This window comes from Prevotella sp. S7-1-8 (assembly GCF_000758925.1).
In the GTDB taxonomy this organism is placed as follows: domain Bacteria; phylum Bacteroidota; class Bacteroidia; order Bacteroidales; family Bacteroidaceae; genus Prevotella.
The window spans coordinates 1-5909 of the sequence record NZ_JRNC01000008.1 but is presented as its reverse complement, the minus strand read 5'-3'; the positions used below and the strand labels follow the sequence as shown (position 1 = coordinate 5909).

Sequence of the window (5909 nt, the reverse complement as noted above, 5' to 3'; positions counted from 1 at the left end):
CATTAAAATGAATTTTCTATGAAACGCTCTACCGTTATTTTTTTACTTGTTCCTTTTTTTCTGGTATCTTGTCAAATAGCAGGACTGACATCAGGTTATTCCCACTTGTCAAAAAAGGAACAAGCTAAAATAATTAACTACAAAGGAAAAATAGACGAAATCCACGACTACTCAAACATATACACTGTCACTGTAGAACAAGTAAAAGAATACCTTTCAAATCATAACAACGTTATAATATACGATTATACACCATTTTGTAAATCTTCTTTTTGTTTACCTCCAAACATATTAGAAGATATATGTAAGAAAAACGATACAGATTTACTTGTTATTTCAAATATTTATGATGACATTTTTTTAGGTGTCACAAATAATTTTCCTATTTTAATGATAAAAACAAGTGTATATAATACTAAATCAAGGGCAAAATATATCGATAAATTTTATCATTCTTTAATCGGTTTAAATCTAAAAGAGATTGATTATGCAAGCTACCATTATTTCTCAAATGGTAATTACATAAAAAGCTTTAAGAATCCTCAAGATATAAGTTTATAACAAAAACCTTATAGGATTTCATAAAACATAACTATTTGCACCTGACGCAAGACCATTCCCACCACATGCAAGATTTGCAGTTGGTGGGAAATTTTCTTAATATAGAGACGTTTCGTTTCACTTCAACTCGTGCGCATGGTGTTCCGTTCCTCCACACCTCGGGCGCACATCCTAACCGTTTCGCTTCAAGGTGCTAACCGCTGTGGGGGCTATCGAGAGAATGAACTCATTCAAATATCACATAGATTTTAATCATATATTTTTTTATCATAAATATTTGCTTTTGTGCAATATGATAATTACATTTGCCAAAAATATACTTCGTCAAAACATCTAACTTCAAAGATATGCCAAAAAGAATATCGCAAAACGTTAATTTGTCTATAAAAGTTTTTTTTAGACCTTTAAATGAACCACTACAGAAAGATCCTCTTTTATTATGCATGATGATAATAGTTGGTTTTTTTGTGATCGGAATTACGTTTATTTTTAATTCGATACCAAGTATCATTATACTTTCTTTATTAGTATTCTTCACCAGCATCCTTGCTTATTGCTATATTAAGAATTATATCATTAACCCTAAAAACAAAAAAACATGAAGAAGATGAAGAAAATGCTTATGGTCTTGGTGTTGAAGGCATGATGGCCATGCAGACTATAACGGCGGAAATCCTGCAAATGGATAGAGGGGTATCAAGCGATAAACAGCACCTAACGGCACAGCAATACAAATCTTTTGCCGAGAAAGCCAAATTAAAGCAGCTGGAGGAAGAGAGGATAAGAAAAGAAAAACAGATGAAAGAAGAGTTGGAGCATCTCAAGGTTTCCAAGGCACGCAAAGAAGCAGCCATAGAAAGCGCAAAAACTATTTCCGATGGCATTAAAGGATTTTTCGGGCAGTTCCAAGGACAAACAGGTAAAAGCCCTTAAAACGCAATTAAATACCCAAGAAAAAGAAATATTTAATCTCAAGGCTGAACAGATAGGACAGTTGGAAGTGCCACACAGAAGATAGACAAAGCCTATCAAGAGGGATTTAATAAAGCCTATGGGAAAGTATATAATCTACAAGCCCAACTCAAAAAAGCCAAGGAGCAGGCAGTAAACACCCAAAAATACAGAGAAGATATAGAGAAATTTCAAAGCATTCCTATCATAGCAAGATGCATCAACGCAATCCGCAACTATGTAAGGCACATCAACGGAAACTTTGACACAGAGGACAGGTGCCTATTATCTTTCGTCATGCAGGACGATGCAGATGCAGCCGAGAAACTTAAAGACGCTGCCTATTATGGGTGCGGCATAATAGGGCAATACCAATACGGCTCAAAATGGAACCAAGCAGAAAGGGAATTGAGAAACATTGCCAATGGTGTGAGGGAAGAAGAACATCAACACCGAAGTAGGCGGCTAAAAAGATAACCCCCTACTTGTCGTTGTAATGTCCCATAGCCGATAATACAAGCACAACGATTGTCGTATCGTTGACTATGTAGCGCAGACGGTTTTTCTTATCGAGTTTCCTCGACCAAATACCATCAATATAACGAAGTTGATGTGGGTGTCCTGTGCCAGTGTATGGATGTTCCCGAAGTTCGACTAATAAAAGCTTTAATTTTTTGTATGCCTGAGTATCAGACTTTCTTAGTTTGGCTATTTCCTTTTGGGATTGTTCCGTGAAATCTAATTCATACATGGTCGTCTGTACGCTCTAAAAAATCATCAAGACTTTCCCATTTCTCCATACGGCTAATACGACCATTCTTCAAATCGTCTAAACCTTGCTGAATGGACAGAAGTTCTTCCCTTGTAAGCATGTCCTCGTCCTTTGCAACGCTGATAAGTATGGGGGGTTCATTTCTCCGAGCCACATAAATAGTTTCGTGAGCAGCCAAATCAAAATACTTCTTCTGATTGGCTCTAAATTCTCTTGTGCTTATTACCTGCATATTGATAAAATTTGGTTTTAGGTGCAAATCTAATACTTTATTTTTAAATTAAGACACATTCGTGTACTTATTTTTTTTCACATAAGTACAAAAAATATACATTTTTCACTTATATGTGTACACGTCATAAAAAGTTTGTTCATTTCACGCTTACGTTAGCCCCCCCAAGGGGATTATTTTTGTTTTTTCATTTTGCTTCCTTTCCGTTTTTCGAGAGAGCAATCCGATAAAGCCTTATTTCTGTTATAGACAACGTCTGTTATGTCCATTCTCTCGCGCCAAACGCAACCGGGCTTGCCTCGCGCCTGCCACGCGGCGCGATTAAGGGTTATTCAGCGCGCGATTAGGCCCTAAACACAGTGCGATTAGGCTCTAAACACGGTGCGATTAAGCATTAAACGCAGTACGATTAGGCCCTAAACGCAATGAGCGAAAAAAGAGGACGAAACAGCAGAAAAACAAAATCACCATAACTGACCGTTGCAAAGCGAGTTACAGCAAACGTAAAATTAAGCACATATTCACGGCCAAAGGCTTGCCAAAATCGTACAGGCTCAGTATTAGGAGACGTTTGTCAAAATAATTCAGCAATGTGATGACAAATCCAAAAGAAAGAATGACAACGAGCGTCACTCGCCTTTTGATAAAAAGCGACCGCCAAATCAGAATATGAAAAAGGGGGCAAGTCCCACTCTCACTCTAAGCGCGCTTCCCCATGTCGGCTCGCGCGAGCGTCTCGCCATCGAGCGTACGTATGGTGACGACACCGCGCTCCATCATGCCAAAGGTGGGCGGATTGCCGCCTTTGGGGAAGGTGATGGAGCCAAGGTTGCAAAAAAGGGTGCCCGTGTCGGCCGCGCGCAGCTCCCACAAATGGGTGTGGCCGGCAATCACCGCGTCAAAATGGCCGGGTGGCAATTTCTCCTTATTATATATATGGCCATGCGTGAGCAGCACGCGCCGCCCCTCATCCACCAACAGCGAGTAGGTGGAGAGCATGGGAAAATCGAGCAGTTGCTGGTCCACCTCCGAGTCGCAGTTGCCCCGAATGGCCACGATGTCGGCGGCCATGGCGTTGAGCGTGTCGGCCACGCCGCGCCCGTCAAGCCCCTCGGGCACGCGGTTGCGCGGTCCATAGTTGATAATGTCACCCGCGACGAGCAGCATGTCGCACCGCTCGTCGCGGTAAAACCGGAGCGCGGCGCGCAATCGCGGCAGCGATCCATGAATGTCGGAAATCATCATGTACTTCATGGTTTCAGCCCCTTAGATAGTCTTTGAGAGATGAGTTCTTCGTCATTTTGCCAATCCTCCTGATGGCCTTGTCGCGTATTTGGCGAACGCGCTCGCGCTTTACGCCCATGTCTCGCGCCGTTTCCGCCATCGTCTTTGGAGAGCCGCCGAGCCCATAGAGCAAGCCCACGACCCGTTGGTCTCGCTCGTCCAAACGGGCCACCAGCGATCGTAACTCTTCCATCAGCCCCGCGCGCTCGACAGCCTCATTTGGGATGGGAGCGTCGCGGTCTGGGATAACACGGCCAAGACTCAACTCAGCACTGCCGCCTATGGGTTGGTCTATGGACAGGGCGTGGCGGCGTTTGTTCTCCAACGCCACGTCCTCCGCGTTGCGCGGCACACGGTAGAGCCCGCCCTGCTGGCGCACGGCTTCATCCATAGCCTCGCGGATATAGGGCGCCGCGAAAGCCACGAACCGCTTGCCGCTGTCGGCGGTGTATTTGGCGGCGGCGCGCAGCATGCCTATATTGCCCTCGCTGACAAGGTCCTCGAACGCCAACCCGCGGTTGGCGTACTGGCGAGCCAACGACACCACGTAGGTGAGATTGGCTTTGGTGAGACGGTCTATGGCACGGCTGTCGCCAAGCTGTATGCGCTGGGCGAGCTGCCGCTCCTCGTCATCGGTGAGGCGGACGGGACGGTCTATCTCGTCCATGTAACGGTCAAAAGCGTTTCTGTCTTTGTTCATAGTGCTATTGCAAACCTGAGTCCAAGAGCAACTCGGCCACCTCCTCGGGGGTATTGAACGGCATGCCGTCAGACAGCTCGCTGTCAGTCAGCTCCGCCACCAACGCCTCGGCCTCGGCCTTGGTGAGCTTGGGCGCGCCGGCGGCGTCGCAGGCTCGCGTCAACGCCCGCAATATGGCGGCGCGATACTCTTCCAAATCTTTCACTGTTCGCTATTTTTATTTGCGGTAAAGTTACGCATAAATTATCAAACGCCAAATGATTTTAAGAGCCAATCGCGAGCCAAACTCACTTTTTTTGTGTAATTTCGCGTGATGACAACCAAAAAGGCCGCGCGCGGCGAGGCACAGGATATGATCAGCAAAGACAGCATAGAGCAAACTTACGCGTTCTTTCACCAGAAAGAGCGCGTGTACTCGCGGTCCACGGACCCCGCGCAGAGAGACGAGATAGAGTACGCCATAGGCATGTACGTGCAACAAATGAGCGCCGAGCTGTACGCGCTGCTGGCCGACGGGCGCCGCGAGTACCTGCTCACCCACGCCACGTTCGGCAGCGACCTCGCGCAAGCCGTGGCGCGGCTGGAGGGCATGCTGTGAGCCACACGCCAACGACAAACGCCAAACCACCTTGACACATTACACCAAGAAAACCATGAGGACGGTCGCGAGCAATATCAAAGCGCGGCTGGGCCGACTGTCATACCGCGCGGGCGTGACTGTGCTTGCGATGTGCATACCTTTTTATATATTGTCGTTCGCGCAGATGGCGTTGCCCATCCCCGCCGCCGCCAAAGGCGCGTTGTGGGTGGCGCTGTTCGGGATGGCCAAGACGTGCCAATACTGCGGCATCACCATCTTGGGAGCCAAGGGCGCCAAGGCATGGTGGCAGAAACGCAAGAAGACGGCGCGAGACTCCGGGCGACATGAGGCGTGAGCCACGGCGCGAACACTTAAAAAATGTAAAACATCGCGCGTTCCTTCGCTTTTTCGCCCGAAAGGCCTTATCTTTGCAATCGCTTTCAAATTTTAAAAGCAACTGGGTGGTTACCAGAGTGGCCAAATGGGGCAGACTGTAAATCTGCTGGCTCTTGCCTACGGTGGTTCGAATCCATCACCACCCACATCCGAAACGAGAAAGCCGCGAGCCATGACCGAGATGGGCAACGCGGGCGACACGGCTTTCCCAACATTTCCCCAACATGAATTTATACGTACTGATAGCGGTCTTCGCGCTGCTCACCATTGTCATGGCTTGGCTCGCCGCAAAGACATGGATAGACTTTTACCGCCGCAAACACGGCCGACGGAATGGCAGGCGACGGCCCGGCGACAAGACTTAGGCCGCGAGCGCGAGGGCCTCGCGGCGAACGATCTACAGCCCCCTTGGCAACCGCGAACGGTTGCCAAG

Annotated in this window: 11 protein-coding genes and 1 tRNA gene; 6 read left to right on the top strand and 6 right to left on the bottom strand. The window is 47.2% G+C overall.

Annotated elements, in window-relative coordinates:
• Positions 1–18 precede the first annotated feature (18 nt).
• The 3 genes from HMPREF1640_RS01020 (at position 19) to HMPREF1640_RS12475 (ending at position 1989) form a co-directional block, all read left to right on the top strand.
• The gene (locus HMPREF1640_RS01020) at positions 19–561 is read left to right on the top strand and encodes a hypothetical protein (protein WP_036891594.1); all 543 of its coding nucleotides are present in this window, start codon (positions 19–21) and stop codon (positions 559–561) included.
• Positions 562–1107: 546 nt separating this feature from the next.
• Positions 1108–1494: a hypothetical protein gene (locus tag HMPREF1640_RS12480; protein WP_052051648.1), complete on the top strand. Its 387-nt coding sequence runs from the start codon at positions 1108–1110 to the stop codon at positions 1492–1494.
• Positions 1495–1809: 315 nt separating this feature from the next.
• The gene (locus tag HMPREF1640_RS12475; protein WP_052051647.1) at positions 1810–1989 is read left to right on the top strand and encodes a hypothetical protein; all 180 of its coding nucleotides are present in this window, start codon (positions 1810–1812) and stop codon (positions 1987–1989) included.
• Positions 1990–1993: 4 nt separating this feature from the next.
• Here HMPREF1640_RS12475 and HMPREF1640_RS01005 read toward each other — a convergent pair whose 3' ends face one another.
• From HMPREF1640_RS01005 to HMPREF1640_RS00985, 5 genes are all read right to left on the bottom strand, one after another.
• Entirely contained in the window at positions 1994–2263 is a 270-nt protein-coding gene (locus HMPREF1640_RS01005; RefSeq protein ID WP_036891592.1) for a Txe/YoeB family addiction module toxin, read from the bottom strand.
• Positions 2256–2516 carry a type II toxin-antitoxin system Phd/YefM family antitoxin gene (locus HMPREF1640_RS01000; RefSeq protein ID WP_036891591.1) on the bottom strand — a complete coding sequence of 87 codons (261 nt, stop codon included), beginning with the start codon at positions 2514–2516 and terminating at the stop codon, positions 2256–2258. Before HMPREF1640_RS01000 ends, HMPREF1640_RS01005 begins: the two co-directional genes overlap by 8 nt.
• Before the next feature lie 699 nt (positions 2517–3215).
• On the bottom strand, positions 3216–3770 hold the full coding sequence (yfcE, locus tag HMPREF1640_RS00995) for a phosphodiesterase (RefSeq protein WP_036891590.1): 555 nt from the start codon (positions 3768–3770) through the stop codon (positions 3216–3218).
• Between the two features lie 4 nt (positions 3771–3774).
• Positions 3775–4500 carry a sigma-70 family RNA polymerase sigma factor gene (locus tag HMPREF1640_RS00990; RefSeq protein ID WP_036891589.1) on the bottom strand — a complete coding sequence of 242 codons (726 nt, stop codon included), beginning with the start codon at positions 4498–4500 and terminating at the stop codon, positions 3775–3777.
• A 4-nt stretch (positions 4501–4504) separates the two neighbouring features.
• Positions 4505–4705, bottom strand: a complete 201-nt coding sequence (locus HMPREF1640_RS00985) for a hypothetical protein (RefSeq protein WP_036891588.1) — start codon at positions 4703–4705, stop codon at positions 4505–4507.
• 108 nt (positions 4706–4813) lie between these two features.
• Here HMPREF1640_RS00985 and HMPREF1640_RS00980 point away from each other — a divergent pair, with 108 nt between their 5' ends.
• The 3 genes from HMPREF1640_RS00980 to HMPREF1640_RS00970 all read left to right on the top strand — a co-directional run bounded on the left by HMPREF1640_RS00980 (position 4814) and on the right by HMPREF1640_RS00970 (position 5622).
• The gene (locus HMPREF1640_RS00980; RefSeq protein WP_369699810.1) at positions 4814–5098 is read left to right on the top strand and encodes a hypothetical protein; all 285 of its coding nucleotides are present in this window, start codon (positions 4814–4816) and stop codon (positions 5096–5098) included.
• A gap of 31 nt (positions 5099–5129) precedes the next feature.
• Positions 5130–5435 carry a hypothetical protein gene (locus HMPREF1640_RS00975; protein WP_369699809.1) on the top strand — a complete coding sequence of 102 codons (306 nt, stop codon included), beginning with the start codon at positions 5130–5132 and terminating at the stop codon, positions 5433–5435.
• Between the two features lie 104 nt (positions 5436–5539).
• Positions 5540–5622: transfer RNA gene (locus HMPREF1640_RS00970), tRNA-Tyr, on the top strand.
• A gap of 84 nt (positions 5623–5706) precedes the next feature.
• On the opposite strand, the gene HMPREF1640_RS13595 is transcribed toward HMPREF1640_RS00970, so the two are convergent.
• The coding region (locus HMPREF1640_RS13595; protein WP_036891585.1) for a hypothetical protein at positions 5707–5909 on the bottom strand (203 nt) is incomplete at its 5' end.

Excerpts from the sequence above, each read along its gene's own strand:
- HMPREF1640_RS01020 (WP_036891594.1), top strand. The coding sequence starts at position 19 with ATGAAACGCTCTACCGTTATTTTTTTACTTGTTCCTTTTTTTCTGGTA.
- HMPREF1640_RS12475 (WP_052051647.1), top strand. The coding sequence starts at position 1,810 with ATGCAGGACGATGCAGATGCAGCCGAGAAACTTAAAGACGCTGCCTAT.
- HMPREF1640_RS01005 (WP_036891592.1), bottom strand. The coding sequence starts at position 2,263 with ATGTATGAATTAGATTTCACGGAACAATCCCAAAAGGAAATAGCCAAA.
- HMPREF1640_RS01000 (WP_036891591.1), bottom strand. The coding sequence starts at position 2,516 with ATGCAGGTAATAAGCACAAGAGAATTTAGAGCCAATCAGAAGAAGTAT.
- yfcE (WP_036891590.1), bottom strand. The coding sequence starts at position 3,770 with ATGAAGTACATGATGATTTCCGACATTCATGGATCGCTGCCGCGATTG.
- HMPREF1640_RS00990 (WP_036891589.1), bottom strand. The coding sequence starts at position 4,500 with ATGAACAAAGACAGAAACGCTTTTGACCGTTACATGGACGAGATAGAC.
- HMPREF1640_RS00980 (WP_369699810.1), top strand. The coding sequence starts at position 4,814 with ATGACAACCAAAAAGGCCGCGCGCGGCGAGGCACAGGATATGATCAGC.